The 25245-nt window shown below is 57.4% G+C and carries 23 protein-coding genes; 17 read left to right on the top strand and 6 right to left on the bottom strand.

Annotated features, from left to right (window positions below):
• Positions 1 to 11 precede the first annotated feature (11 nt).
• On the bottom strand, positions 12 to 194 hold the full coding sequence (locus tag Q0802_RS23260; protein WP_298922331.1) for a hypothetical protein: 183 nt from the start codon (positions 192 to 194) through the stop codon (positions 12 to 14).
• Between the two features lie 143 nt (positions 195 to 337).
• On the opposite strand from Q0802_RS23260, the gene Q0802_RS23255 reads away from it, so the two are divergent.
• The 6 genes from Q0802_RS23255 (at position 338) to Q0802_RS23230 (ending at position 7377) form a co-directional block, all read left to right on the top strand.
• Positions 338 to 1360, top strand: a complete 1023-nt coding sequence (locus Q0802_RS23255) for a LacI family DNA-binding transcriptional regulator (protein ID WP_298922323.1) — start codon at positions 338 to 340, stop codon at positions 1358 to 1360.
• Between the two features lie 197 nt (positions 1361 to 1557).
• Entirely contained in the window at positions 1558 to 2574 is a 1017-nt protein-coding gene (locus tag Q0802_RS23250; RefSeq protein ID WP_298922322.1) for a BMP family protein, read from the top strand.
• A 5-nt stretch (positions 2575 to 2579) separates the two neighbouring features.
• A complete protein-coding gene (locus Q0802_RS23245) occupies positions 2580 to 4112 on the top strand; it encodes an ABC transporter ATP-binding protein (RefSeq protein WP_298922321.1) in 1533 nt (510 codons plus the stop codon).
• Complete coding sequence (locus tag Q0802_RS23240; protein ID WP_298922320.1) at positions 4102 to 5151, top strand: ABC transporter permease; 1050 nt, start codon at positions 4102 to 4104, stop codon at positions 5149 to 5151. Before Q0802_RS23245 ends, Q0802_RS23240 begins: the two co-directional genes overlap by 11 nt.
• Position 5152: 1 nt before the next feature.
• On the top strand, positions 5153 to 6097 hold the full coding sequence (locus Q0802_RS23235) for an ABC transporter permease (protein WP_298922319.1): 945 nt from the start codon (positions 5153 to 5155) through the stop codon (positions 6095 to 6097).
• Positions 6097 to 7377: an amidohydrolase family protein gene (locus tag Q0802_RS23230; protein WP_298922318.1), complete on the top strand. Its 1281-nt coding sequence runs from the start codon at positions 6097 to 6099 to the stop codon at positions 7375 to 7377. Before Q0802_RS23235 ends, Q0802_RS23230 begins: the two co-directional genes overlap by 1 nt.
• Positions 7378 to 7478: 101 nt before the next feature.
• Here the strand turns inward: Q0802_RS23230 and Q0802_RS23225 are convergent, their stop codons facing one another.
• Positions 7479 to 8951, bottom strand: a complete 1473-nt coding sequence (locus Q0802_RS23225) for an aldo/keto reductase (RefSeq protein WP_298922317.1) — start codon at positions 8949 to 8951, stop codon at positions 7479 to 7481.
• A 195-nt stretch (positions 8952 to 9146) separates the two neighbouring features.
• On the opposite strand from Q0802_RS23225, the gene Q0802_RS23220 reads away from it, so the two are divergent.
• The 10 genes from Q0802_RS23220 (at position 9147) to ppk2 (ending at position 19716) form a co-directional block, all read left to right on the top strand.
• Positions 9147 to 9527 (top strand): TIGR04076 family protein, encoded by a 381-nt coding sequence (locus Q0802_RS23220; protein ID WP_298922316.1) that lies wholly within the window; start codon positions 9147 to 9149, stop codon positions 9525 to 9527.
• Positions 9524 to 10603 (top strand): aldo/keto reductase, encoded by a 1080-nt coding sequence (locus Q0802_RS23215; RefSeq protein ID WP_298922315.1) that lies wholly within the window; start codon positions 9524 to 9526, stop codon positions 10601 to 10603. Before Q0802_RS23220 ends, Q0802_RS23215 begins: the two co-directional genes overlap by 4 nt.
• On the top strand, positions 10596 to 11369 hold the full coding sequence (locus Q0802_RS23210) for an ABC transporter ATP-binding protein (protein ID WP_298922314.1): 774 nt from the start codon (positions 10596 to 10598) through the stop codon (positions 11367 to 11369). Before Q0802_RS23215 ends, Q0802_RS23210 begins: the two co-directional genes overlap by 8 nt.
• On the top strand, positions 11362 to 12090 hold the full coding sequence (locus Q0802_RS23205; protein ID WP_298922312.1) for an ABC transporter ATP-binding protein: 729 nt from the start codon (positions 11362 to 11364) through the stop codon (positions 12088 to 12090). Before Q0802_RS23210 ends, Q0802_RS23205 begins: the two co-directional genes overlap by 8 nt.
• Positions 12087 to 13001: a branched-chain amino acid ABC transporter permease gene (locus Q0802_RS23200; RefSeq protein WP_298922311.1), complete on the top strand. Its 915-nt coding sequence runs from the start codon at positions 12087 to 12089 to the stop codon at positions 12999 to 13001. The genes Q0802_RS23205 and Q0802_RS23200 overlap by 4 nt, the downstream gene beginning before the upstream one ends.
• Positions 12998 to 13975, top strand: coding sequence for a branched-chain amino acid ABC transporter permease (locus Q0802_RS23195; RefSeq protein WP_298922309.1), 978 nt, complete (start codon positions 12998 to 13000; stop codon positions 13973 to 13975). Before Q0802_RS23200 ends, Q0802_RS23195 begins: the two co-directional genes overlap by 4 nt.
• Complete coding sequence (locus tag Q0802_RS23190; protein WP_298922308.1) at positions 13972 to 15234, top strand: ABC transporter substrate-binding protein; 1263 nt, start codon at positions 13972 to 13974, stop codon at positions 15232 to 15234. Before Q0802_RS23195 ends, Q0802_RS23190 begins: the two co-directional genes overlap by 4 nt.
• A 256-nt stretch (positions 15235 to 15490) precedes the next feature.
• Positions 15491 to 16732, top strand: a complete 1242-nt coding sequence (gene pepT, locus Q0802_RS23185) for a peptidase T (protein ID WP_298922306.1) — start codon at positions 15491 to 15493, stop codon at positions 16730 to 16732.
• Between the two features lie 257 nt (positions 16733 to 16989).
• On the top strand, positions 16990 to 18873 hold the full coding sequence (locus tag Q0802_RS23180; protein ID WP_298922305.1) for an SLC13 family permease: 1884 nt from the start codon (positions 16990 to 16992) through the stop codon (positions 18871 to 18873).
• Positions 18874 to 18924: 51 nt separating this feature from the next.
• Positions 18925 to 19716, top strand: coding sequence for a polyphosphate kinase 2 (ppk2, locus tag Q0802_RS23175; protein WP_298922304.1), 792 nt, complete (start codon positions 18925 to 18927; stop codon positions 19714 to 19716).
• A 28-nt stretch (positions 19717 to 19744) separates the two neighbouring features.
• Here the strand turns inward: ppk2 and Q0802_RS23170 are convergent, their stop codons facing one another.
• A complete protein-coding gene (locus Q0802_RS23170; RefSeq protein WP_298922303.1) occupies positions 19745 to 20995 on the bottom strand; it encodes an Hsp70 family protein in 1251 nt (416 codons plus the stop codon).
• A gap of 229 nt (positions 20996 to 21224) precedes the next feature.
• Here Q0802_RS23170 and Q0802_RS23165 point away from each other — a divergent pair, with 229 nt between their 5' ends.
• Positions 21225 to 22415 carry an LLM class flavin-dependent oxidoreductase gene (locus tag Q0802_RS23165; RefSeq protein ID WP_298922299.1) on the top strand — a complete coding sequence of 397 codons (1191 nt, stop codon included), beginning with the start codon at positions 21225 to 21227 and terminating at the stop codon, positions 22413 to 22415.
• 198 nt (positions 22416 to 22613) lie between these two features.
• Here Q0802_RS23165 and hpaH read toward each other — a convergent pair whose 3' ends face one another.
• Genes hpaH through hpaD form a run of 3 tightly spaced genes read right to left on the bottom strand, consistent with a single transcriptional unit; the run spans position 22614 to position 25245 of the window.
• Positions 22614 to 23414 carry a 2-oxo-hept-4-ene-1,7-dioate hydratase gene (gene hpaH, locus Q0802_RS23160; RefSeq protein ID WP_298922298.1) on the bottom strand — a complete coding sequence of 267 codons (801 nt, stop codon included), beginning with the start codon at positions 23412 to 23414 and terminating at the stop codon, positions 22614 to 22616.
• A complete protein-coding gene (locus Q0802_RS23155; RefSeq protein WP_298922297.1) occupies positions 23411 to 24265 on the bottom strand; it encodes a fumarylacetoacetate hydrolase family protein in 855 nt (284 codons plus the stop codon). The genes hpaH and Q0802_RS23155 overlap by 4 nt, the downstream gene beginning before the upstream one ends.
• Before the next feature lie 53 nt (positions 24266 to 24318).
• On the bottom strand, positions 24319 to 25245 hold the full coding sequence (gene hpaD / locus Q0802_RS23150; protein ID WP_298922295.1) for a 3,4-dihydroxyphenylacetate 2,3-dioxygenase: 927 nt from the start codon (positions 25243 to 25245) through the stop codon (positions 24319 to 24321).

Raw genomic sequence — 25245 nt, 5'->3', positions numbered from 1 at the left:
CCGATGGACCTTCAGCCGCCATTATTGTTACGGTCAGCTTCCTTTTTCAAAATCGCGACAACAAACAGAATGGATGCCGCAAACAAAACCAACATCTCCCCAACGTCCCCCAAAAAAGCGCTTCCAGCGAAAGCCCCCAAAGCAACATTGGCGAAGTAGACGATAAAAACTGCGACCGATGCTGCGAGAAACATGAAAAATACTCCTGAATGAGTTGGTTTCAGGTCAATTTGTAAGCGCTTACAAATTGAAATGCAAGCCATTACATTTTGACCAACTTTTCAATCGTTCTGGATCTGCTAGGGTCGCGCCGAGGAACGATTGTACAGGACCGATCATGCCAAACACCCGATCTGTCCCCACGGTGGACGACGTTGCCAGGATTGCCGGCGTCTCAACCGCGACTGTTTCACGCTGCCTGAACTCCCCCGACCGCGTTGTCGAGAAGACCCGAGACAAGGTTATGAAGGCGGTCAAAAAACTTGGATATACGCCAAACTTTGGCGCGCGCGTCATGGCAGCCCAGCGAACTTTCACAATCGGGGCGATTATTCCGACCATGGAGAACGCGATTTTTGCGCGCGGTATTCAGGCTTTTCAAGAAGAGCTACGCAGACGCGGCTATACCTTGCTGGTTTCAAGTTCCGCCTACCAGCCCGACATCGAAGAAGAACAAATACGCGCATTGGTCGCCCGTGGTGCCGATGGCCTGTTGCTGATCGGCTATGACCGGGATCAATCACTATACGACTATCTGAAGCGGCAAGACGTGCCCGCCCTTGTTGCCTGGGCTTTCAGCGCTGACAGCGAACAACCCTCCATCGGTTTTGACAATCGGTCGTCGATGTCCGCGCTGGTTCAGCAAGTACTGAATCTGGGGCACCGCAGCCTGGGCGTTATCTCGGGAATAACCCGGGGCAATGATCGTGCGGTTCAACGCCTTCAGGGCGTGAAGGACGCCGTTGCATCCAATGATCTGCCCCCTGAGACCCTGAAAATCATTGAGACGCCTTACGAGATCGAGAATGGTGCCATCGCCTTCAGCCGGTTGATGTCAGCGAACGCGGATCTGACGGCGGTCATCTGCGGTAACGATGTTCTTGCGGTTGGGGCGCTGCGTCAGGCTCGGGAAATGGGCTTGCAGGTCCCCGGCGATGTGTCGATCACGGGATTTGACGACATTGAGCTGGCCCGAATCGTGACCCCACAATTGACCACGGTTCATGTCCCTCACCGTGAGATGGGGCGAAAAGCGGCCATTGAATTGATCTCGATGGTTGAGAAAACCAGCCCGGGCATTTCGGTTGAACTCGACAGTTCAATTCAGTTGCGAGAGTCTTTGGGGCCTGTCTGCTGCTAGAAATTGGTGTTATCCGGCTAATCGCTGATCCGCTCCAAGGTTGCATGTCGACATTGATCAAAGCGGGTCAAGAATTCATGGTCACTTGTTGAGCAGTGATCAGACAAATGTCGCCCTGATCCTTTACGAGCGAAGAAATACTTGACCAATTGGTCAAATCCGGTCCAGCATCCGGCAGATAAATCGGGGGATATCAAATGACCAGCACGAATCAAATCAGCCGTCGCCGTTTTCTGGCTACGACCGCCAGTACCGCATTGATCGCGGGAACGGTCGGTACGCATCGCGCCTTCGCGGCAGAGCCGATCAAGACGGCGGGTATCTATACCGTTCCGGTCGAACAGCAGTGGGTCAGCCGCATCCACAAGGCGGCGCTAACCGCGCAGGAACGTGGCGATATCTCCTACACATTCTCTGAAAACGTCAGCAATACCGACTACGCGCGTGTCCTGCGCGAATATGCGGAAGCTGGCAACAAGCTGATCATCGGTGAAGTATTCGGCGCCGAGCAGGAAGCGCGGGAAGTCGCCGCCGATTACCCTGACGTGGCCTTCCTGATGGGATCCAGTTTCAAGGAAGACGCAGGCCTGCCCAATTTCTCGGTGTTCGATAACTATATTCAGGACGCCTCTTACTTGTCAGGCATCATTGCCGGCGCGATGAGCAACTCCGGCAACATCGGCATGGTGGGCGGCTTCCCCATCCCCGAGGTCAACCGGCTGATGCATGCCTTCATGGCAGGCGCCACCGAAATGAACCCGGATATCAAGTTTCAGGTGAGCTTCATCGGTAGCTGGTTTGATCCGCCCAAGGCCAAGGAAACCGCATTTGCCATGATCGAGAACGGCGCTGACATGCTTTACGCGGAACGTTTCGGCGTGTCGGATGCGGCCAAGGAAAAAGGTGTCTTGGCAATTGGAAACGTGATCGACACCCAATCCGAATATCCCGAGACCGTTGTTGCCTCCGCCATCTGGCATTTTGAACCAACGCTGGATGCAGCCATCGCCGCCGTCAAGGAGGGCTCTTTCACCGCCGCCGATTACGGTATTTACTCCTTCATGAAGGAGGGCGGCACAACCCTCGCGCCGCTGGGAACCTTCGATGGAAAAGTACCGGCCGCTGCACTGGAACTGGTTAACAAACGCACCGAAGAGATCAAGTCAGGCAGCTTTTCGGTCGAGATTAACGACGAAGAGCCGAAATCGTCCTGAGTGAGATGGCCTCGGACAAAGCCTCTGTTCTTCGCCTGAACAACATCACGAAACGTTTTGGGACGCTGGTCGCGAATGACGCGATCAGCTTCTCCCTGAACCGCGGAGAAGTGATCGCGCTGCTGGGCGAAAACGGTGCTGGCAAGACAACCTTGATGAACATCCTCTTTGGCCAATACACGGCCGACGAGGGCACCGTTGAAGTTTTTGGCAAGACGCTGCCGCCGGGCAATTCCCGCGCAGCGCTAGAGGCCGGCGTCGGTATGGTGCATCAGCACTTCACGCTGGCCGACAATCTGACCGTGCAGGAAAACATCACGCTTGGGACCGGATCGCTCACGTCCTTCAGCCTGCGCCGCTCGAACGCACGCGCGCGGATCGAGGCGTTGTCGGAGCAGTTCCACCTCAAGGTGGCTCCTGACGCGCGGGTAGGCAGCCTGAGTGTCGGCGAAAGGCAGCGGGTTGAAATTCTCAAAGCACTCTACCGCGATGTGAAAATCCTGATCCTTGATGAGCCGACGGCGGTCCTGACCCCGCAGGAAGCAGAGGATTTGTTTGCAACCCTGCGGCAAGCCATCGCCAATGGTCTCTCGGTGATCTTCATTTCTCACAAACTCCACGAGGTCATGGCAATTGCCCAGCGCGTGGTCGTTCTGCGCCATGGAAAACTTGTCGGCGGTGTCGATACCGACACGAGCACCAAGGAAAAACTGGCCGCGATGATGATGGGTGCCGAGGCGGAGCCGCCCGAAGTGTCGACGGCACATGCCGGCGAAGCCTTGATGACACTGGAAACTGTTTCAACGCCGGACATTGGCAGCGCGCCGGGGCTGAAGTCCGTCTCCATGTCTTTGCGGGCAGGTCAGATCATCGGCCTTGCCGGCGTTTCAGGTAACGGACAAGCAGCCCTAGCGGACATCGTGGGGGGTATGCGCGCGCCGACCAACGGAAAAATCGTTCTCAATGGCTCACCCGTCCCCTCCTGGACCCCGCGCGATGCGGTCAACGCAGGCATTGCCCGCATTCCAGAAGATCGACACAAAACGGGCACGATTGCCGATTTTGATCTGACCGAAAATGCCATTCTGGAGCGATACGCCAGTGATCCTTTCAGTACCAAGGGGTGGCTGGACTGGACACGTGCGCGCCGCTTTGCAAACGAGATTATCGACAAATACGATGTGCGCTGCCCCGGAGCGGATACCCCGATCCGCTTGCTGTCCGGCGGAAACATGCAAAAGCTGATCCTTGGTCGGGTCCTCGAAGCCGACCCCCAAATTATCTTGGCAAATCAACCCGTCCGCGGGTTGGACATCGGCGCCGTTCATTATGTACACGGCCAGCTTCTGGAGGCTCGGGACCGGGGGGCGGCAGTGCTCCTGATCTCTGAAGACCTGGATGAAATCATGGCGTTATCGGACTACATTCACGTGATCGCTGATGGTCGTCTGTCACCGGCTTTCGAGCGTGGACAAATGACCCCGGCTGAGCTGGGCCTCTGGATGTCCGGCAAGGGTGAGGTCCGGCATGCGTCTTGAACCCATCACCAATCCTTCGTCCGCCCGTCGCATATTCCCGCCCGCGCTCGCCATAGGCACGACCGTGGTAATCGCGTCATTGCTGGCCATGATCGCCGGAGCCAACCCATTTTCGGTTCTTGGCCTGATCCTCAACGGTGCCTTCGGATCGAAGTTCGCCCTGCTGGAGACCCTGAACCGCGCCACTCCGCTGATTTTCACCGGTCTCGCCGCGGCTGTGGCCTTTCGTGCGAAGTTCTGGAACATCGGCGCGGAAGCCCAGCTCTATGCCGGGGCGTTGATGACCGTGCTGCTGGGAACCGGGCTGCTCCCCTGGCCCAGCTTCCCGCTGCTGGTGACATTGGCCATTGCTGCCGTACTTGCGGGGGCAGTTCTCTTGTTGGTACCCGCGCTGCTGAAAACACGGTTCGGAGTGGATGAGGTTGTCACGACGCTGCTGATGAACTTCATCTTTCTGCTATTCATCTCCATGCTGCTCGAAGGACCACTGAAGGACCCGATGGGCATGGGCTGGCCAAAGTCCGCCCGTGTCATATCCGAGGCGCGATTGCCGCGTATCCTGGACGGGTTGCGCCTGCATTGGGGGTTCATCCTCGCGCTCGTTTCCGCAGTGGCAATCTGGGTCATTCAAACCCGCTCCACGCTGGGTTACGAAATGCGCGCCGTGGGTCTGAACCGCGAAGCCGCCGCCTTTGCGGGCATCCCCGTCAACCGCGTTCTTGTCAAAACTGCGCTGCTTTCAGGCGGACTGGCCGCACTCGCAGGATTTTCCGAAGTTGCGGGCCTCAAAGCCAGCCTGACCCTCGATCTGTCGCCGGGCTTTGGCTACACCGGGATCATCGTTGCCATGCTTGCCCTGCTCAACCCCTTGGGCGTGATCGTTGCGGCGCTGTTTGTGGCAGGGGTATTCGTCGGCGCTGACAGCATGAGCCGGGCCGCCGAGGTCCCCACATATCTCGCCGACATCATGCTGGCGATGGCGCTGTTGTTGATGGTGCTGGCGATCCTGCTGACCCGTTTTCGCGTGGTGAGAGACTGATATGGAAATCCTCGATATCTTCCTGACGGCGAGTTTCTGGGCAGCGGCCATTCGCATCGCCAGCCCGCTGATCTTCGCGACACTGGGAGAATTGATCTGTGAACGTGCGGGCGTGCTCAACCTTGGCATCGAAGGGATCATGGTCGCAGGTGCCTTTGCAGGCTGGATGGCCGTCTACGCGGGTGCCGGGCTTTGGATCGGCGTCGCGGTTGCCATGGTGGTGGGAATGCTCTTCGGCCTTCTGCACTCGGTGCTTACCGTGCCCTTCGGCCTTTCACAGCATGTGGTCGGGCTGGGTGTGACCCTGCTGGCGACGTCGAGCACCTATTACGCCTATCGCCTTGCCCTGCCGGAGGTGACAACGCCGCCAAAGATCATCGCATTCCAGCCCTATGAAATTCCGCTGCTGGCAGATATCCCATTGCTTGGGCCCGCGCTTTTTGCACAGACCCCATTCACCTATCTGGCGTTCGTGCTGGCAGCAGCCGTCGCCTGGATGCTTTACCGCACACCCGTTGGCCTTGCCTTGCGCGCAGCGGGTGAAAACCCTTCTGCTGTTGCCGCGCAAGGTCTTTCCGTCACCGCGATCCGTATGGGCGCTGTCATTTTTGGCAGTGGGCTCATGGCCATGGGGGGCGCGTTTTTGACCATGTCAGCCTTCGACAGCTTTTTCTTCGAAATGGTCAATGGTCGGGGATGGATCTGCATCGCGCTCGTCGTCTTCGGATCATGGCGACCCGGCAAAGCCGTATTTGGCGCCATACTTTTTGCCGCCTTCGATGCCTTGCAAATCAGGGTTCAGCAAACCGGGTTCGGCGCTGAGATTCCCTACCAGATATTCCTGATGATGCCCTATATCCTCTCCATCCTTGCGCTCGTGGCCATGTCGCGCAGAGCGCAGGTCCCGGCAGCGCTCATGGTACCCTTCAATAAAGGAGAACGTTGATGTTCGATCTGATCGTCAAAGGCGGCACCCTGCCCGATGGCACAGTTACCGATATCGGCATTTCATGTGGCAAGATTGCCGCAATGGCACCACTGGATGGCGCAGAAGCCGGTAGGGTACTGGAGGCAAGCGGCGATCTGGTCAGCCCGCCCTTTGTGGATCCGCATTTTCACATGGATGCGACCTTGTCCTATGGCATTCCACGTATCAACGCCTCGGGAACGCTGCTGGAGGGGATTGGCCTATGGGGTGAGCTCAAGCAGGTCATGACTCAGGAAGACGTGGTCGCCCGCGCGCTGGCCTATTGCGACTGGGCCGCCAGCATGGGGTTGCTCGCGATCCGCAGTCATGTGGATACATGTGACGATCGTCTTCTCGGGGTCGAAGCCCTTTTGCACGTGCGTGAGACCGTCAAAGACTACATCGACCTGCAATTGGTCGCCTTTCCACAAGACGGTTTTTACCGCGATCCGACGGCGCGCGAAAATACCATTCGGGCGCTCGACATGGGGGTTGATGTGGTGGGCGGCATTCCACATTTCGAACGCACCATGGCGGATGGTGCCGCCTCGGTCCGGGAACTCTGCGAGCTGGCAGCTCAGCGGGGGTTGCAGGTGGACATGCATTGCGACGAGACCGACGATCCCAATTCCAGACATATCGAAACACTTGCTTTTGAGACCACGCGCCTTGGACTTGAGGGGCGGGTTGCAGGGTCGCACCTGACCTCAATGCACTCCATGGACAACTACTATGTGTCCAAGCTCCTGCCCCTAATGGCAGAAGCCGAAATCAACGCCATTCCCAACCCCCTGATCAATATCGTTTTGCAGGGACGTCACGATACCTTTCCCAAAAGACGCGGCCTGACGCGGGTAAAGGAAATGTTGGCCATGGGCATCAATGTCGGCTGGGGGCAGGACTGTGTTCTGGACCCGTGGTATTCGCTGGGCACGGCGGACATGCTGGACGTGGCCTTCATGGGCCTTCACGTAGCACAGATGACCAGTCCGGAAGAAATGCACACCTGTTTTGAAATGGTCACAAGGAACAACGCCCGGACGATGGGGCTTGCGGATTATGGTCTGCATGTGGGTGCCGACGCCTCATTGGTCGTGCTTGACGCAGGCTCGCCGGTCGAGGCGCTGCGTCTGCGGGCGCCGCGCCTATGGGTTGTGGCCAAGGGCAAGGTCATCAGCGAGACACCGCGCGCGGATGCCCGGCTCAATCTGGCAGGTCGTCCCGACAGGGTAAGTCGGCGGCACCAGCCGGGTTCGTGATCCCCGTTTGAAGGGCCCTTGTCGGGTTTCAGATCATATGACCCCCAGCTTCGATCATTGCACATCAGGGCAGATCAACATCGGGCCTTGTGGGATCAAGCTCAGGATGATCTGCTTCTGATGAGGGCTTCCGCCTCGATTTCCACTTTGTAATCCCCGATCAGCCTGGCAATTTCCAATAGGGTATTGGCGGGTTTTATTTCCCCGAAAACACGCCCGTGCGCGCGCGAGACTGCGGTGACGTCATCGGCATCGGTCAGATAAACGCGGGTTCTTATCACATCATCCATGGATGCCCCCAGCGCTGTGAGCGCGGCGGCGATCTTGTCGAGAATAAACGTGGTTTGGGCCTCTGCGTCGCCGGGCGCGACCGACCGGTCAAGCCCCGCCGTCGCCGTGGTGCCCGAAACCAGAATGCGATCCCCAATCCGCCGGGCGCGGCAATAGCCCGCAATGTCTTCCCACAGGCTGCCCGTCAGCACCCTTGCCTCATCCGGGCGTCCCGGCACAGGCTGCACCTCAAACGCCTTTGGCATTTCATCCAGATGGTGGCTCAAATCCCCGGAGGCGGTCAAAAACGGCGGTTTTCGATACTCGTCCCCGCAATCACCCGGCAACGGTGTGGTCTCCTCAAACACGGCATCAAGTGCTGCGTGATCCTCGGAGTCCAGAGCGAACTGGAACAATCTCAGGTTATCATCTCGGTGCTGGTCTTCGCCCAGACGCGCGCCGATAATGACACCTGCGACAGCCGCATGTTCCAGCACCCACCGCGTGGCCACGTTGGATATGGATACCCCGTGCTTTTGGGCAATTTTTGCCGCGACCCTCAGAAGGGTCTGATGCACTTCCCAGCCGCCGGCTGTCTCAATGAAGCGCTTGTACTTCATCTTGCTCCAGTCCGAAATCGCCGCAGGCTCGGGTTGATCAATCCAACGTTCCGACAAAAAGCCGCCCGCCAGCGTCCCATAGGCCAACAAGCGCACATCAGACTTTGCGCAAAGGTCGGACAAAGGTCCGGCGGCGCGTCGGTCAAGCAGCGAAAACGGCACCTGATTGCTGACCAGCGGGATGCCGTCCATCAAAGCCAGATGCAAATGCGCCGCATCAAAATTCGTAACGCCGATTTCGCCAATCAGACCCTCTTCGCGCAGTTTTGCCATCTGGTGCAGCGCATCAAGCCACGCCGGATGTTCGAAGCTCCACCAATGAAACTGCAACAAATCCACCTTGTCAGACTCCAAACGCTCCAATCGTTCCATGACCCCGGCGCGCACGACCTCTTCGGTCATGGGCCCCGGTTTGGGGCACCATTTCGTGCAGATCACAGGGCGCCCGGTCGCGGCATCGCGACGTTGCAGTAAGGCCCCTGCTATCCGTTCTGCGCTGCCATAGTGGTCGGCCATGTCGAATGTGTTGAACCCAGCCTGAGCATAGTCTGCCAGATGGGTTGCACCCTCTTCCGGGTCGATGATCTCGCCCTCTTTCTCGATATCCGCCACCTGCCAAAGCCCGACCAGCGCCCGGCTGATTGTCAGTTTGTTGCTCAGTGAGTATCGATCTGGGGTTGGCATTTGGGTCGGTCCGTCCTGGGTCATGACATGAACATTCTGTCTAGGCGAGCGGGTGATCACTGTCCATTGCGGGTAGACCAGATTACCCCCCATTCACCGATCAGAACCGATTGACACCGCTGACGGAACCCCGCAACAATATACAAACAAAAAGATTTATTGACCTGATATGAGAAAGGCTTAGGTGGGTTGGCCATGCAGGGAGACCACGAAGCCGATGGATTCTGGCTTTACGATTTGCGCGTTGAGACAGTCCTCGGAGGGCGCACGCCGGTCTGCCGCCACGTTGAGGGCGAGGCTTTTCGTGTCGAAGGAGAACTGCTGATCTTTGACGATCAAACTGAGATATCAATGTATGCGCTGTCGGGCCTGCTGCCGCTTTTACCAGCCAAACAGCGCGAGACCGACCCACACGATTGGATGAGCACAGATGCGGAGATTGCCTGCCCTGACCCTAATTGCGGCGGCAGGTTTCGTGTCACCCGGGGTAAAAAGCGGTGGTTCACCCATGCGGGGACAACCGGCCTGCCAGAGCATCGAGGCATCCCCTATTGGCAGGAAAAAGACGCCACATGACCGTTGAGACAGTCGAACTGCGCCCTGATCATCGCATCTCCCGTGTCATCAAGGGTGGCTGGCAGCTTGCGGGCGATCACGGCGCCGTCGACCGGAGTGCTGCAATACGGGATATGGAAGCCTTCGTGGACGCAGGCGTCACGACTTTTGATTGCGCCGATATCTATGTCGGTGTCGAAGAGATGATTGGCAATTTTATCGCTGATCTGCGGCAGCGGCGCGGCGCATCGGTGGCCAATCGCGTCTGTGTGCACACCAAACTAGTCCCTGACCTCGAACGTCTGCATGATTTGCGCGCAAGTGAGGTCGAGGCCATCATTGACCGCTCCCTTAAGCGGTTGCAGGTGGATGAACTCGATCTTGTCCAATTCTACTGGTGGGACCTTGACCGCGGAGATCCTCTTGCCGGTTTGAGCATTCTCAAAGACCTTCAGCGCAAGGGTAAAATTCGCAATCTCGGCATCAACAACTGGGACCGCCAGCAAATACAGCCCTTTCTGGATGCCGGATTTGATATCGCCGCCGCACAGGTGCAATATTCCCTGCTTGACCGACGGCCCGCAAATGGCCTGACCGACTGGGCTGCGGCACATGATGTTCAGTTGCTCTGTTACGGGACGCTCGCGGGCGGCTTCCTGACCGAACATTGGCTGGGCAAACCCGATCCCGGCTTTGAGTTCGCCAACCGATCCTTGGTGAAATACCGGCTGATCATCGACGAATTTGGGCCTTGGAACCGGTTTCAGCAGCTGTTGCGGGCGCTGAAAACCGTGGGCGACCGGTACAACGTCTCCTTGAGCGCTGTCGCGACCCGGTGGGTGCTGGACCAGCACCAGGTCGCGGCCGGTATTGTCGGGGCACGCTATGCGCGGCATTTGCCACAAACCCTACAGGTCTTTGAGTTGGTTCTGAACGAGGACGACCACCGGGAGCTAGACGACGTGCTCAAGAGGGCGGATGGACCGAATGGCGATGTTTATTCTCTGGAAAGCGACCGCACCAGCCGCCATGGCCGCATCATGAAATACAATCTCAACACCAAACCTGACGACAAGGTTCTGGGTGCTGATGGTTGAGCCGATCCTGTCCGTCAGTAATATAACGCGGGACTTTGGCACCTTTCGCGCGGTTGATGGCGTTTCCCTCGACATCTCGGGCGGCAGCATCACTGGGTTGATCGGCCCGAATGGTGCCGGGAAAACCACGCTTTTCAACGTTCTAACCGGTATGCTACCGCCCAGCAGCGGCAGCATCAGCTTCCGCGGCAAAGATGTGACTTGCATGTCGCCGGATAGGCTTTTTGAACTTGGGTTGGGACGCACATTTCAGATCCCCCGCCCCTTTTCCCGAATGAGCGTTCTGGAAAACGTCATGTTGGCACCTTTGGCTCAGATTGGTGAACGTCTCTCCGGCCCCTTCCTGCGGTCGCGCGAAATGCGCAACCAGGAGCAGGCCATTCATGCCCGGGCCATGGAGGTACTGAAATTCGTCACGCTCGACGCGCTCGCGGATCAGGCAGCGGGGCAGATTTCGGGCGGGCAGAAAAAACTGCTCGAACTGGCCCGGGTGTTGATGGCCGATCCTCAATTGATCCTGCTGGATGAACCAGCCGCAGGCGTTAATCCGTCGTTGACCCGTGTGCTTATCGAAAAAATCGAAGAACTGAACGATGCGGGCAAAACCTTTCTGATCATCGAGCACGACATGGATTTCGTGATGAAGCATTGCGATCCGGTCATTGCACTTGCCGAAGGAAAGGTGGTGTTTCAAGGCACAGCGCAAGAGGCCCAAGTCAATCCGATCCTTCTTGATGCCTATCTCGGAGCGCAGGCAGATGTCTGAAACGCTTCAAGTGAGCGGCATCGTCGCAGGCTACATTCCCGATTTGCCAGTCCTCAGGGACGTGTCACTGAGCGCGCAAAAAGGCAAGATCACCGTGATCATCGGCCCAAACGGTGCGGGAAAATCCACGCTGATCAAGGCGGTAAGCGGCCTTGTTCCAGCGACCGAGGGCCATGTCGTGTTAAACGGCGCCAACATCACCAATCCACGCCCCGATCAGATGGGCGGTCTGGGCGTCGCTTATATTCCTCAGACAGACAATGTTTTCCGAAGCCTCACCATTCGGCAAAACCTTGAACTGGTGCTGCGGAATGCGGGACCCGAGGGCCCGGCGCGGCTTGACAGGTTGTTTCAGCAATTTCCACCGTTGGCTCAAAAACAACGCGAAAGGGCCGGATCGCTTTCCGGTGGTCAACGTCAGTTCCTGGCCATCGCCATGGCGCTCGCGATCGACCCCTCCCTTATCCTGATGGACGAACCTTCCGCTGGCCTGTCCCCCAAAGCCGCCGAAGAGGTGCTCGAACACGCCCACGTACTGGCGCAACGCGGTGTGACAATTCTGCTGGTCGAACAAAATGTCAAACAGGCGCTCCGTCTGGCTGATCATTGCTACATTCTGGCGGATGGCCGCAACCAGATCGACGGCCCCGCCGCTGATCTGCTGAGCGATCCGGTCGTTGGACAAATCTATCTGGGCGGCAAACGCATGGCACCGACATGATCCAGAATCTGGTCGATGGTGTTCTTGTTGGGTCTATCCTCTCATTGGGCGCAATCGGGCTGACCATGGCGATGCACATGCTGCGGTTCGCGAATTTCAGCCACGCCGAACTCTTGTCGATTGGTGCGTATTCGGCGCTCGTGTTCGATGGTCTTTTCGAAGTCATCTATCCGGCACTTGGCAGTGCCATTGGCCCGCTGAGCCTGACCTGGGCGCTTTCCCTCGCGATCATCCTATCCATGGTCATCACCGGTGCCTCTGCGGTACTGATCGACCGCCTGATATTTCGCCGCGTGCGCGCCAAGGGAGGAGAGCTTTCGATGGTCTTTGCGTCCTTTGGCGTCGCCATGATCATCCGCAACATCCTCGGTCTGATATTCGGGCTGGGATCGCAGCTTTATTCCAAGGACATCGTCTTTGCGATGGCCATCAGCCGCGATCCGCTGCTGCTGATCAAACCCGATCAGGTCTTTTCGCTTGTCGCTGCCCTGATCATCATGATCATTCTGCATCTCATCCTGTCGCGCACCACATTTGGCTATGCATTGCGCGCGGTCGCCGAAAACCCGACGCTGGCACAGGTATCAGGCATTAATCTGAGCCGAATGATCCTGTTGATCTGGATCATCGGGGGCGGGCTTGCAGCCGCCGCCGGGGTATTTTACGGGCTCAGCAACCAGATCAATCCGGTGCTGGGGCGCGATCTGGTATTGCCGATTTTTGCAGCCACGATTGTTGGCGGCATCGGCAGCGTTTATGGCGCGGTTCTTGGCGGCTTCCTGGTAGGCATCGCTTCAAATCTGGCGCTGGTCGTTCTGCCGTCAGGATACAGCCCCTCCGTGCCGTTTCTCATCATCCTGGCCGTGCTGATGGTCCGTCCGACCGGGCTTTTTGGCGAGGAGCGGCTATGATCGGGCTGCTGTCATATCTGGTCTTTTTTGCAACTGTCGCCGCGATCCTGTCGATTGCTGTTCTTGGGTTGAACCTGCAATGGGGCAATACCGGCCTTTTCAATGGCGGCGTCGTCGCGTTTTTTGGGGCGGGCGGATACGGCACATTGATCCTCGGCGGCACGCCGCAAGCCGATCATCTGGGAGGCTTTGCGCTGCCTTATCTGATCGCCCTGTCGGGCGGCATGGCCATTGCCGGCCTGCTTGCCTGGGGGGTGGGCATTCTGACATTGCGCTTGCGTCATGACTACCTGGCCATCGCCACCTTCGGGGTCGCTGTCGCCTTCGAGAACCTGATGCGCAATGCCGAGGGCCTTGCTGGCGGTGCCAAGGGTTTGCGCGGCTTCGAGAGACCGCTGCGGCAAGCTCTTGGGGATGGGTTCACCTACAACCTGCTGTTCTTGATTTTCGTACTGGGGCTGCTGATCGCCACCTACATTTTTCTCGAACGGTTGATCCGTTCACCCTACGGGCGGCTCCTGCGCGCGATCCGTGAGGATGAGACCGCTGCCATGTCGCTTGGCAAAAACCCTGCACGCATCCGACTGGCTGCCTTCATCGCGGGCTCGGTGATCATGGGGCTGGCGGGTGGACTCTATGCGACATTTTATGCCTTCATCAGCCCACAGGATGTGCTGCCAATTCTAACGTTTCAGATCTGGGCAATGCTGATTGTCGGTGGCGCGGGCAACAATAAGGGAGCTGTCATGGGGACATTTCTGATCTGGGGCGCCTGGACCGCGAGCGGCTGGGGGCTATCGCGGTTTGCGCCACTGGAGGTACAACTCTATACCGGGTCGCTTCAGTTCATCCTGATCGGCGTGGTGATCGTCGGAATGTTGCTCTGGCGTCCTCAGGGGCTTTTTGAGGAAAAACTGGTGGTCTCGCAATCGGGTCGCGCCAAACATCTAAAACAACAGGGAGTACGGGAATGACTAAGACGAGTTTCAAGCGTGGCGTGGTCGCCGGGCTGACAACCGGCATGATGATGGGCGGCGCGGCCCTGGCGCAGGACTGTACCACCAAGATCGGTGCCGTGCTGCCAACCTCTGTTGACTGGGGCAAACCCATTGCGGCAACAGCGCAATATGCCGTCGATCTGGCCAATGAAGCAGGCGGTGTTGCTGGCTGCAAAGTCGAGATGGTCCTGCGCGACAGCCAGGTCGACCCGAAAGTTGGCGTGGATGCCGCCAAAGCTCTGGTCGATCTTGATGGTGTGCAGATGTTGCTTGGAGCGGTCAGCAGCGGTGTTTCAATGCCGATCCTGACCTCTGTCACGGTGCCCGCCGGGGTCATGCAGATGTCATGCTGTTCATCTTCCACGGCCTTCACCGGCCTGTCTCAGGAAGGCAAGACCAAGGGTCTCTTCTACCGCACTTTTGCTACAAGTGGCGTTCAGGCGGCGGTAGGGGCCATGGTGGCGCGCGATCAGGGATATAAATCCGTGGCGATCCTCTACAAGAATGACGATTGGGGTCAGGACATCGGAAAACTGGTGGCCAAGGACCTCGAAGCCCTGGGCATTTCCGTCACCGGATCAGTTGCGATCAACGATGCACAACCCTCCTACCGCGCGGAGGTCACCGAAGCGTTGAAAGGCAATCCCGAAGCTCTCTACATGGCGATCTATCCGAAAGAGGGCACTTCCGTCGTGCGCGAGTGGCTTTCACTGGGCGGCACCCAGAACATGATCGTTGCCAACGCGCTGAAATCAGATGAGTTCCGCGATAATGTCGGCCTTCAGTACCTCGGCAATACCATCGGGACCGATACCGCCTCCCCCCGCAGTGAAAGTGCCTCGGCCTTTGTCAGCCAGTATACGGCCAAATTCGGCTCTGAACCCAACGGGCCGGGCCTCTCCAACAGTTATGACGCGACAATGATCGGATTGCTGGCCATGGAAGCGGCTGGCACCGGCGCAACAGGCACGGAAATCGCAGCAAAAGTCTCCGCTGTCACGGATCCGAATGGCACACCCATCACCGCTGACGCTGCTGGTTTTTCCAAGGCAAAAGAGGTTTTGGCTGGCGGCGGCACCGTATTTTACCAAGGGGCGACCGGGAACGTGCGGTTTGACGATAACGGCGATGTTTCCGCGCCCGCTGTGATGTGGAGCTTTACCGAAACCGGCACTGAAGAGACCCAGTATATCTCTCTGGAAGAGGTGGATGCTTTTATGGCGTCAGTCAAGTAAACCTCGCGCAAGGCCGGTAGCTGTTAGCAGATGGCGGCGCTCTTCTGACCCAAGCTCGATTGAATTGATGGCGTCGCTCTTCTGGAGCGGCGCCAAAGACTTGAGATGTTCTTTCGCTCCGTTTTGCGCCGCTTCCCGAGCGCTGGCCGCATAGCCGGTCTGCGCAATAACACGGCTTTGATTTGTCGCGGTTGCAGCTGCCCTTGACACTTCACCTCTCTGCGCCTTTCTTTCCGAAAATCAACTGGAGGTAGCCATGCAAAGCTCGTTCAATCAGGAACTCGAAGATCGCCTTGTGCGCTACGCCGCAATCGACAGCCAAAGCGACGAGAATTCCACCTCGACGCCAAGCACAGAAATCCAGTTCGACATGTTGCGTCTGCTGGAGACAGAATTGAACGCCCTGGATGCCGCGGACGTCCAGCTAACCGACTACGGTGCTGTGCTGGCGACCATTCCGGGCACGGTTGAGGGACCAACAGTCGGGTTGCTTGCCCATGTCGACACAGCTCCTCAATTCAATGCAACCGGTGTCAAACCTCGCGTGATCAAAGGATATAATGGCGGTGACATTACGTTTCCCGACGACCCGGCGTTGGTTCTGTCGCCTGAGGAGCACCCCTATCTGGCTGAAAAGCGAGGGCATGATCTGATCACGGCATCTGGCACAACCCTGCTGGGCGCGGATGACAAGGCCGGCGTTGCTATCCTGATGACGCTCGCCCATCACCTGCTGGACAATCCCGATGTGCCGCGCGGGCCGATCCGTATCGCATTCACACCAGATGAAGAGATCGGTCGGGGTGTCGACCCGCAACTGGCGAAAGATCTGGCCGTTGATTTTGCCTATACGCTGGATGGCGGTGAAGTCGGGGAAATTGAGTATGAGAGCTTCTCTGCGGATCGCGCGGTTGTCACCGTCGAAGGGGTCTCGATACATCCCGGTCTTGCCAAGGAGAAGATGGTCAATGCCATTCATCTTGCGGCCAAAATCATCCAGACCCTGCCGCAGGCAACAATGACACCTGAAGTCACCGACGCGCGGGAAGGCTTCATTCATGCCACGGACATGGAGGGCGGGTCGTCTGAAATGACGCTCAAATTCATCCTGCGCGATTTCGAATTGGACGGCCTGGAAGCCAAAGGAGCGTTGCTGCGTCAGGTTTGCGCAGCCGTTCAGGCCAGCGAACCCCGGGCGCGCATTTCCTGTGAAATCACGCCGCAATACCGCAACATGCGCTACTGGCTGGAAAACGATATGACACCTGTCGATCTGGCGCGTGACGCCAGCCGCAGTTTGGGTATTGAGCCAATTTCCGTGCCTATTCGCGGCGGCACCGACGGCTCACGCCTGACCGAAATGGGCGTACCAACGCCCAATATCTTCACCGGCATGCAGTGTATTCACGGACCATTGGAATGGATTTCCGTTCAGGATATGGCCACGGCGACCAACCTCTGCCTGACCCTTGCGCAACTGGCGGCCAAACGCGCCTGAGAGCGGATGCGCTGGCGATGAATTGAGGTGTCGTTTCAGTCCAAACGCCCGAAATGACGCGCCCGACCGCGCGCGCAAGACAATGCGTTTGTCGAAAGAATGGGCGGCAACTGACCCCGACCTGACGCAAGCCCATGAAAAAAAACAAATGACAGGACGCCGGAAATTGGTCCACACTGATCGTTAATGCGGCCGAAAGGGCTGCGCTGTGCTTGTTTCGCCGGAAAGGTTTCCCGAAAACAAGCAGGGGGGACAACATGGAGCAACTTGCGTTCACAGTAGAGATGGCTGTCGTGATCGGCCTGCTCGCTTTCACGGTTTTTCTCTTTGTCTCCGAGTTGATCCGCATTGATCTGGCGGCACTGCTTGTCCTCGTCATCGTCGGCATCCTGAGCTACGTGCCGGGGCTGGGAAGGCTGGCGGACGTCAACCATCTCTTCGACGGCTTTGCCTCCAACGCGGTGATCTCGATCATTGCGGTGATGATCGTTGGGGCTGGCCTCGACCGTACGGGCATCATGAACAAGGTAGCGGCGGCCATTCTCAAACATGGGGGAACCTCCGAAACACGGGTCTTGCCGATTGTCTCCGGCACTGTCGGGATCATCTCCAGCTTCTTGCAAAACGTCGGAGCAGCCGCTTTGTTCCTGCCAGTCGTCAGCCGTATTTCGGTGCGTTCGGGCATTGCGCTCAGCCGCCTGCTGATGCCCATGGGCTTTTGCGCCATCCTGGGCGGCACAATGACGATGGTGGGGTCCTCTCCTCTTATTCTGCTGAATGATCTGATCCTGACCGCCAATGAAAACTTGCCGGATGATCTGAAGATGGCGCCTTTCAGTCTCTTTTCGGTCACGCCCATCGGAGCGGCGCTGATCGCCACCGGCATCGTCTATTTCCTGCTTCTGGGGCGCTGGGTTTTGCCGGGTTCCGCCACGCCGGTTGAGGTCGCCTCGGGTCACGGGACATCCGAATATCTTGAACGGGTCTACGGATTACATGCGGATGTGTTCGAAGTCGACGTGCCCGCTGACAGCCCTCTCGTCGGTCAAATTCTTGCCGATATCAACAACGAAAACAACATCTACATCATCTCGACCTTCTACCGCGGCAAAGCCTCAATGATCCAGATATTGACCGCTGAAATCGCCGCTCCCTGCCGTCTGGCAATTATCGGAAGCCGACCCGCCGTGGCGGAATTTGCGGCGCGTTTCAAGTTGAAGATCCGTCCGGAACTTGATGTCTTTGTTGAAGAATTCGCTCAAACCAATGCGGGCGTCGCCGAATTGGTCATCCCGCCGGATTCCAAACTGGTTGGGAAAAGCCCGCGCGATCTGTTGCTGCGTAAAACCTACGGGCTGAGCCTGATGGCGATCCACCGCGGCGAAGACACGCTGAGCCATGTGAAGACAGCCGATCATGAACCAACCCAAATCGGTCTTGTGCCCTTTCAGGCCGGCGATATGCTGGTTGCGCACACGCGCTGGGACAATTTGACAAGGATCAAGCGCGATCGCGATTTCATCGTTGTCACCGCCGATTTCCCGCAAGAAGAACTCAGACCGCATAAAGTCGGCTGGGCATTGTTTTTCTTTGCGGTTTCGCTGTCGCTCATTCTGTTCTCGGATGTTCGCTTGTCGCTCTGTCTGCTGACTGGTGCGGTCGGTATGCTGCTGTCGAGGGTTCTGAGCATTGACGAGGCCTATCGCGCAGTGGGGTGGAACACCGTTTTCCTGCTCGCCAGCCTGATACCGCTGGGACAGGCGGTCCAGAACACCGGCACCGCCGAATGGATCGCCCAACAAATCCTGATCATTCTCGATGGCTGGCCGATATGGTCGCTACAGGCCGGTGTGGCCGTGCTTGCGACCGTTTTCTCGCTGGTCATGTCAAATGTCGGTGCTACTGTCTTGCTGGTGCCCCTTGCCGTTTCCATCGCCGTTGCGGCAGGCGCCAACCCGGCGCTTTTTGCCATGACTGTGGCAATTTCGACCTCGAATTCCTTCATTATTCCGACACATCAGGTGAATGCGCTGATCATGGGACCGGCCGGATACAAGGTCATTGATTTCGTCAAAAGCGGCGGCATCATGACGGTCCTCTTTCTTGTGGTGTCACTTTTGATGCTGAACATCGTGTTCTAGGCTCATCAGTTCTGACGCAACCCACGACCACTCAAACACGGGGAGGCTTCCATGAAGAAGATTTCAAATGCCAAATACGAGGCGGAACTCGCCCGATTGCAGATCGAACTGGTCAAATTGCAGGAATGGGTCAAGCATACCGGTCACCGCGTGGCGATCATCTTTGAAGGTCGGGACGCAGCAGGCAAGGGCGGCACGATCAAGCGCATCACCGAGGCCATGAACCCCCGCATCTGTCAGGTTGTGGCGCTGCCAGCGCCCACGGAGCGGGAAAAGTCGCAATGGTATTTTCAACGCTATGTGACCCATCTCCCTGCGGCTGGAGAGATCATCATTTTTGACCGGTCATGGTATAATCGCGGCGGCGTCGAACGCGTGATGGGGTTTTGTACAGACGAAGAATACAAAGAGTTCATGCGTAGCTGCCCCGAATTTGAACGCATGTTGGTGCGCTCAGGCATTCAACTCATCAAGTACTGGTTTTCGGTCAGCGATGAAGAACAGGAGAGGCGGTTCCAAAAGCGCCTGACAGATCCGACAAAACAGTGGAAGCTCAGTCCAATGGATTTGGAAAGTCGAAAACGCTGGGTCGATTATTCAAAGGCGAAAGACGATATGTTCGCGCATACGGATATCAAACAGGCCCCTTGGTTCGTGGTGAATTCCGATGTCAAGAAACACGCGCGTCTCAACTGCATCAACCACCTGTTGAGCCTGATACCCTACGAGGAGATCGAACGGCCCCCGGTTGAGCTTGAAGAACGCCCCGCGCAACGCGGATATGTGAGACCCCCGATGGGCGATCAGACCTTCGTGCCGGAGGTTCATGCCGACCTGATCTAGTCCACGATCGCTTGGGCGCCTCCTGCTGTCATCTCTGCGCAGAGGCCAGCGCCAAGCCATCGGCCACAGCGGTAAAGACTTCGCTGAATGCGTGCCGTGCGTCCGGGAAGAGCATCTTCATGCTTTGGGCGACCATGGACATCATGCTGGAGCCTCCCACATAAATTACCTGCTCGATCTGATCCGGTGCCAATCCAGCCAAACGCGCGGTCTCCCGGGCACCATCACGCAGCTGGTGCGCATGTGGCGCAAGTATTTGGTCCAGTTCGTCAGCCTGCAATGGAACAGCAAGGCCCCGCTCGATCACACCCAGCGCAATATGAGACCGCTGCCCCTCTGAATTGACCGCGATCTTGCCCTTTTCAACCGCGAAGGCAAGGTCATGTCCAAGCTCATCACGCAGCACGCAGACAAGCCGTTGCAGCTTTTCGGGCTCCTCTGCCAGTCGCTGCATTTCACCCGCTGCACGCCGATCCTGCCCCGTGTAGAGAAAGGGAATTTTTTCCCAGGTCGCAAGATCGTTGAAAATTGCATTCGGCACCGGGGACAGACCCGGACCAATGACTTTGCGCAATTGCGTGCCCTTACCCAAAAGCGGCATCACACGATCAATGCTGATCGCCCGGTCAAAATCCGTACCGCCAATGCGCACTCCATGGTTGGCCAGTATGGACACGGCGCCCCGCTCCGATCGAAAAACCGAAAAATCTGAGGTGCCACCACCGATATCAACAATCAGCCCGCAGGTTGACCTATGCTCCAATGCACCGCTGGCAATGGCTGCGGCTTCGGGTTCAGGCAGGAATTCCACGCCCCTGAAACCTGCGGCCAGATAGCAGGCGCGCAGATCCGCTTCGGCCCGGTTTTCGCGCGGATCGTTCTGGCCATGAAAAACCACGGGGCGCCCAGAGAGTGCGCGGTCGAATGTCAGCCCCGTCTCATGCTCGGCCCGGGTTTTGACGTGCTTCAAAAACCGCGCGATCACATCAACGAAGGTAACCCGCTCATTCAGAATCTGGCGTTTTTCATGCATCAACGCGGTGCCCAGCACACGTTTGAGCGCCCGCATAAACCGGCCATCGGCACCATCCAGCAAAGCTTGGTTAGCAGGTTCCCCGATCAGAGTTTGCCGGGTTTCGAAATCGAAAAAGAAAGTCGTCGGTATCGTGGTCTTGCCATCTGCCAATGCAATCAGACGCGGTGTGCCATTGTGCAAAAACCCGGCGGCGGTATTCGATGTGCCGAAATCGATTCCCAACACGTGGCCATCTGAGCCCATGCGCGCGCCCTCTCCCGGATTGAAACAAAGAGCAGCGGTTTATGGATCGAATGCGGATGCGTCAAGCAGATGATGTGGTTTGACAGGCACCTCATCTCGGCTGGCAACTTGCGCGGAATGCATTGGCAATGCTGAGGTCCACAAAAATTCATTTGGTCCCGGACATTTTGCCGGTCTAACCTTTGACACGTCACCTGCATTACGCAGGGACATTATGGGAGGAGACATTATGACTGACCGTATGCGTTTTGGCATATTCCTTGCGCCGTTTCACAAGCCGGGCATCAACCCGACACTTGCGCTTGAACAAGATCTTGAATTGGTCGAATGGCTGGACAGGTGTGACTATGACGAAGTCTGGTTTGGCGAACACCATTCCGCCGGCTCCGAAATATCGGCCAGCCCCGAACTCATGATTGCCACGGCAGCGCCACGCACAAGGCATATCAAACTCGGCACAGGTGTCGTTTCCGTCAGCTATCACAACCCGCTTTGGGTAGCGGAAAAAATCGTTCAGCTTGATCATCTGACACGTGGCCGTGCAATGCTGGGTCTTGGTCCAGGATCCTTGCCCACCGATGCGGCGATGATCGGCTTGTCCCAAAAAGACACCCGCGGCCTTCTGGCCGATGGCATTGATATCATCACACGCCTGCTGCGATCCGATGAGCCGGTAAATTTCGAAAACGACCGCTGGACCCTCAAAGATGCCCGTTTGCATCTGCGGCCTTATTCGAATTTCGATCTCGTCACTGCCGCCGTAGCCTCCCCTACCGGGCCGAAGCTGGCGGGCAAATATGGCACCGGCATGATCTCCATTGGCGCCACAACGGCTGCGGGGTTTGACGCATTGGCCCTGCATTGGGATGTGATCGAAGAAGAGGCAAAACACTACGGCCATACACCGGATCGCTCGAAATGGCGGTTGGTGGGCCTTTGTCACATCGCTGAGACCGCCGAACAGGCCAGACGGGATGTGGACTACGGCATCGAGCACTGGTTCAACTATTTTCAGGAGATCGCCGCCTTCCCGCAGATGTCGATGCCAGGTCAGAACGCCAAGGAGATGATCGACTTCATCAACGACAGCGGTTTTGGCGCGATTGGCACGCCCGAGATGTGCCGGGCACAGATTGACCGTCTCTGGAAGCAGTCAAACGGAGGGTTTGGTGCCTATCTGATGCTTGCCCACAACTGGGCGAATTTTGACGCAACCCGGCGCAGTTATGAGTTGATCGCCCGTGAGGTTTTCCCGCATTTTCAGGGACAACACATGTCAACCATGAACGCGGCCATGAGAGCGCAGAAAATGCGGCCCGAACTTGCCGAAATCCACGCCAAGGCCGTGGAGACGGCACAAACCAACTACGCAGCGGAAAAAGAAAGCCGCGGCAGCAAGGTGGATGAACCGGCTGAATAATCTGGGGTGCGCGCTTCAGCGCGCGCCGCTCCCATCGTGCTTCGGGCATTTGGCCAGAGTGTTCGTGAGGGGTTTGTCCTGCCATCCGCCCGATTTTACGATCCGCGTTCCTCTGCCGCCACGCCAACCGCGAACCAAACACCGCAGGTTTGCATCTGCTCGCGCTGCGGGCCGACGCTGCACGCTGCCCGATCGCCATCAGGCAAACGAGATACGCACGTCACCAAAGCTGCCAAAATCTGCATGAATTTCGGTATGTGGCGGGCATTCGACAGGTCTGATGAAACTGCCCGACAATATCACCTGACCCGGTTCGATCTTCTGTCCATATTGCGCCATCCGTCGCGCCAGCCAAAGCACGCTTTCGACCGGGTCATTCAAAACACCGGCACCCAGACCAGTTTCCTCAATTTCGCCGTTGCGATAAGTGAGTGCCCCCACCCAACGCAGATCAAACGCCTCTACAGCATGACGCCGGGAACCGAGAATGACCCCCGCATTGGCGGCGTTGTCACTGATCGTGTCATAAACCGTCCGGGGCTTTCCCGTCTGCGGGTCGCTGCGTTGAATGCGGGTGTCGAGGATTTCGATTGAGGGTGTAACGTAGTCGGTCGCCGCCAGGACATCTGCCCGCGAAATCCCTTCCCCGCCAAGGTCAGACTTCATCACAAAGGCGATTTCCGCCTCGATACGCGGCTGAATGAATCTGCTAGCGGGAATCGTCTGACCATGCTCGAACACCATGTCGTCAAAAAGGATACCGCTGTCGGGAATGTTGATACCCAGGGCATATTGCATCGCTTTTGACGTCAGGCCGATCTTCCAACCAATAACCTTGCGCCCGGCATTCAGCTTGGCACGATAGATGGCATTCTGCACCGCGTAGGCGTCATCCATACCCATTTCCGGATGGCGCAGGCTCAGCAGGCCGATCTGCTTGCCGTTTCTCTCCGCTTCCAATAGGTCGGCGGCGGCGCGTGCGTGATCCTGGGGTGTCATAGAATTTCATCCGCCACGCCATTGCGCAGAATACCGATGCCTTCCACCTCGATCTCAACGACATCTCCCGGCGCCAGATACCGCGGCGGATCAAACCTTGCCCCTGCCCCTGTGGGTGTTCCCGTGATGATGATGTCGCCCGGTTGCAGCGTCATGAAGGTGGATATGTATTCGATCTCGCGCCGTATTGAGAACACCATTCGGCTGAGTACATCATCCTGACGCAGCTCGCCGTTCACACGGGTAAGGATGCGGGCGTCATCCAATTGGCTGGCCGTCTCGAAAGGAACCAACCAGGGCCCCAGGGACCCTGAACGATCCCAGTTCTTGCCTTGCGTCACGTTGAACTTCGCGTGCCTGACCCAATCACGGATCGTACCTTCATTGCACAGCGTAAGCGCCGCGATGTGGTCGTAAGCGTCGTCTTGGGAAATCCGTCTTCCCTCCTTTCCGATCACGATCGCAACCTCGCCTTCGTAATCCAGCGTGTGGTTTTCAGGCGGGCGGATCAGGGGCTGCTCGTGACCCGTGAATCCGCTGGCAAATCGGGGGAAAAGAGACATGTACTTCGGTTGCGCGCTGCCATCCTTGTATTCGGCATTCCGGTCCGGAAAATTGACACCGACACAAAGGATTCGGGGCGCATTTGGCATGACCATTTCATATTGAAAATCGGTATGGCTTACGGCTTTGCCGGCAACGCTTGCTATCAGTTCACTGAACCCGCCCGCCCGCACGGCATCCCAAAGCGTTGGCCATTGCGGAAACTCAGGGCTGAGCGCGATCATGCCGCCATCAGCGACAGCACCGTAGTGTATCCGCCCTTCAGCCGAATAAGTTGCAATACGCATGGTCTGGCTCCCTTTCTGGCACAGGTCGGTTCTTTGTCGAATTTCCCGCGGCTTCACGGCGCGATGATTGGCGTGGCCTTCAGGTTGCTTTTGCGGGTGTCGACGCCCGTGAACGGCGTGCCATGCTCAAACCAGCTTTTGGGCGCGGCAGCCCCCCACAGGGTTTGGCGTTGCGGGTCTTTGAGGTCCCATTTGATCGGCTCCAGATCAGGGTCGACGGTCTGGTAGTCAGAGCAATAAATCTCGATCCGGTGACCATCGGGATCAAGAACATAGAGGAAAAATGCATTGGAAATACCATGCCGTCCGGGGCCTCGTTCAATGTGATCGACATACCCTGTTGTTGCCATCAGGTCGAGCAGGTCAATGATATTGAGCGGTGTCGGCACCCAGAAAGCCACGTGGTGCAGACGCGGGCCCGTGCCGTTGGTGAAGGCCATATCATGAACCCCGCCCTTGCGATGCATCCAGGCCGCCCAAAGCTTTTTGCTTTCCTCATCTTCGGTGTATTCAGTGACCCGGAAGCCGATGTCGCTGTAGAAAGCCACGGAGGCATCAACATCGGGCGAGAAACAATTGAAATGGTCGATCCGTAACGGTTTGACGCCGCGGTAAAGCGCATATTTCTGATGAATCGGCTCCAGGCGGTCCATCTTGTGATAAAATTCCAGCGGAATGCCAATGTTGTCGCAGGTCAGTAAGGTGCGGCCCTGATAAGGACGCTCTACCCAGGAGGTCGGGTGCCCAAGTGCTTTGAAGTAGCGTTCCGCGTTTGTGAGGTCGTTTTCGTCGAATGTCTTGAAGCCCATGACGTCGACGGTTCCGGGAGCGTCCGATTTCTGCAGGATCACGCTGTGGTGGCCGCGTTCTTCCATGGCCCGCAGATAGATATGGCTATCGCTTTCCCCCGTGCATTGTAGACCGAGAGTATTGCAGTAGAAGTTTTTTGAGGCGGTGAGGTTGGTGACGTTCAGGCACAG

It is taken from the genome of uncultured Roseobacter sp. (genome assembly GCF_947495275.1).
Lineage (GTDB): Bacteria > Pseudomonadota > Alphaproteobacteria > Rhodobacterales > Rhodobacteraceae > Roseobacter.
This window is presented reverse-complemented; position numbering and strand designations above follow the sequence as displayed.

What these genes read in the sequence shown, in the direction of transcription:
- Q0802_RS23230 (WP_298922318.1), top strand. Translation starts at nt 6,097, where the DNA reads ATGTTCGATCTGATCGTCAAAGGCGGCACCCTGCCCGATGGCACAGTT.
- Q0802_RS23180 (WP_298922305.1), top strand. Translation starts at nt 16,990, where the DNA reads ATGGAGCAACTTGCGTTCACAGTAGAGATGGCTGTCGTGATCGGCCTG.
- pepT (WP_298922306.1), top strand. Translation starts at nt 15,491, where the DNA reads ATGCAAAGCTCGTTCAATCAGGAACTCGAAGATCGCCTTGTGCGCTAC.
- Q0802_RS23195 (WP_298922309.1), top strand. Translation starts at nt 12,998, where the DNA reads ATGATCGGGCTGCTGTCATATCTGGTCTTTTTTGCAACTGTCGCCGCG.
- Q0802_RS23190 (WP_298922308.1), top strand. Translation starts at nt 13,972, where the DNA reads ATGACTAAGACGAGTTTCAAGCGTGGCGTGGTCGCCGGGCTGACAACC.
- Q0802_RS23255 (WP_298922323.1), top strand. Translation starts at nt 338, where the DNA reads ATGCCAAACACCCGATCTGTCCCCACGGTGGACGACGTTGCCAGGATT.
- Q0802_RS23205 (WP_298922312.1), top strand. Translation starts at nt 11,362, where the DNA reads ATGTCTGAAACGCTTCAAGTGAGCGGCATCGTCGCAGGCTACATTCCC.
- ppk2 (WP_298922304.1), top strand. Translation starts at nt 18,925, where the DNA reads ATGAAGAAGATTTCAAATGCCAAATACGAGGCGGAACTCGCCCGATTG.
- Q0802_RS23170 (WP_298922303.1), bottom strand. Translation starts at nt 20,995, where the DNA reads ATGGGCTCAGATGGCCACGTGTTGGGAATCGATTTCGGCACATCGAAT.
- Q0802_RS23220 (WP_298922316.1), top strand. Translation starts at nt 9,147, where the DNA reads ATGCAGGGAGACCACGAAGCCGATGGATTCTGGCTTTACGATTTGCGC.
- Q0802_RS23210 (WP_298922314.1), top strand. Translation starts at nt 10,596, where the DNA reads ATGGTTGAGCCGATCCTGTCCGTCAGTAATATAACGCGGGACTTTGGC.
- Q0802_RS23155 (WP_298922297.1), bottom strand. Translation starts at nt 24,265, where the DNA reads ATGCGTATTGCAACTTATTCGGCTGAAGGGCGGATACACTACGGTGCT.
- Q0802_RS23215 (WP_298922315.1), top strand. Translation starts at nt 9,524, where the DNA reads ATGACCGTTGAGACAGTCGAACTGCGCCCTGATCATCGCATCTCCCGT.
- hpaH (WP_298922298.1), bottom strand. Translation starts at nt 23,414, where the DNA reads ATGACACCCCAGGATCACGCACGCGCCGCCGCCGACCTATTGGAAGCG.
- Q0802_RS23260 (WP_298922331.1), bottom strand. Translation starts at nt 194, where the DNA reads ATGTTTCTCGCAGCATCGGTCGCAGTTTTTATCGTCTACTTCGCCAAT.
- Q0802_RS23245 (WP_298922321.1), top strand. Translation starts at nt 2,580, where the DNA reads ATGGCCTCGGACAAAGCCTCTGTTCTTCGCCTGAACAACATCACGAAA.
- Q0802_RS23200 (WP_298922311.1), top strand. Translation starts at nt 12,087, where the DNA reads ATGATCCAGAATCTGGTCGATGGTGTTCTTGTTGGGTCTATCCTCTCA.
- Q0802_RS23225 (WP_298922317.1), bottom strand. Translation starts at nt 8,951, where the DNA reads ATGCCAACCCCAGATCGATACTCACTGAGCAACAAACTGACAATCAGC.
- Q0802_RS23240 (WP_298922320.1), top strand. Translation starts at nt 4,102, where the DNA reads ATGCGTCTTGAACCCATCACCAATCCTTCGTCCGCCCGTCGCATATTC.
- Q0802_RS23235 (WP_298922319.1), top strand. Translation starts at nt 5,153, where the DNA reads ATGGAAATCCTCGATATCTTCCTGACGGCGAGTTTCTGGGCAGCGGCC.
- Q0802_RS23165 (WP_298922299.1), top strand. Translation starts at nt 21,225, where the DNA reads ATGACTGACCGTATGCGTTTTGGCATATTCCTTGCGCCGTTTCACAAG.
- Q0802_RS23250 (WP_298922322.1), top strand. Translation starts at nt 1,558, where the DNA reads ATGACCAGCACGAATCAAATCAGCCGTCGCCGTTTTCTGGCTACGACC.